Origin of the sequence: Brasilonema bromeliae SPC951 (assembly GCF_012912135.1) — a bacterium.
In the GTDB taxonomy this organism is placed as follows: Bacteria; Cyanobacteriota; Cyanobacteriia; order Cyanobacteriales; family Nostocaceae; genus Brasilonema; species Brasilonema bromeliae.
Map to the genome: position 1 here is coordinate 4,816 of NZ_QMEB01000231.1, position 1,104 is coordinate 5,919.

1 pseudogene is annotated in these 1,104 nt (G+C 47.2%); it reads left to right on the forward strand.

The annotated features are described in order from the left end of the window. Positions 1 to 1,104: pseudogene (locus DP116_RS29635) on the forward strand (pentapeptide repeat-containing protein); the annotation flags it as partial.

Genomic DNA, 1,104 nt, shown 5'->3' on the forward strand with positions numbered 1-1,104 from the left:
GCGTCTACCGCCAACCTAACAGGAGAAACGCCCCAGTTTGAAGTCCTAGAACTAGAAAAATTCAACGACGAGCAAATTCGTCAGGTGTTGTCCTTCCAAGCTGAATCTACCACAGTTGACCATGTGATGGACAATCCACAACTGTTGGACTTGGCACGTCGTCCGGTGATGACAGAATTAATTTTGGAAGCATTGCCAGATATTGAAGCAGGTAAGCCTGTGGATATGTCGCGGGTTTACCTGTATGCGGTGCGGCGGAAGATGGAACGAGACATTAAAGCAGAGCGAACTTTTACTTCTTTGGCAGATAAGCTCTACTTTTTATCTGAACTTTCCTGGGAAATGCTATCTACTGACCAGATGAGTTTAAATTATCGCCTTTTTCCCGATAGAATTCGTCGCTTATTTGGTGATGTTGTTCAGGAGGAGAAAGATTTAGACCACTGGCATTATGACATGATGGGGCAAACGATGCTGATTCGTAATGCCGATGGTGATTATACTCCGGCGCATCGCTCGCTGTTAGAGTTTTTTGTCGCTTATAAGTTTGCGGCTGAGTTGGGGGCGTTGGCTGATGATTTTATTGAATTAGCGCAGGTGCAGTTGCATATAAATAATCATGCATCAATTGATTACACTTGGTCATCTTATTTTCGTCGCCAGGTGAATGAGGTGGGGGGAATTTTGTCAAGTGCACCACTGAGGAGATTTGCAAGTGAGTCGTTGGAGAAGTTGAGGGAAAGTTTTGGGAAAGCGCCTTTAACAAAAGCGGTGATAGATCTGCTTTTGCCGATGCTTGACCTAACCCCCCTAACCCCCCTTCCCTTGTAGGGAAGGGGCTGGGGGAGAGGTCACACAAATCGCCGCTGCTAGAAATCCTACAAGCGACACGGGGCAAAACCGAAGCCAAGGTTGGTTATGTTGGAGGGAATGCGGCGACGCTGTTGGTAAAGGTTGACAAGGCGGCGTTGGAGGGTAAAGACCTCTCTAGTGCTGTGATTAAAGGCGCAGATCTTACTAAGGCTAGCCTGCGCCGTGTCAATTTTGCGGAGGCGAATCTGGCTAAATCTGTTTTTCCCAAAGTCTTCGGTGCGGTTTTTTGTG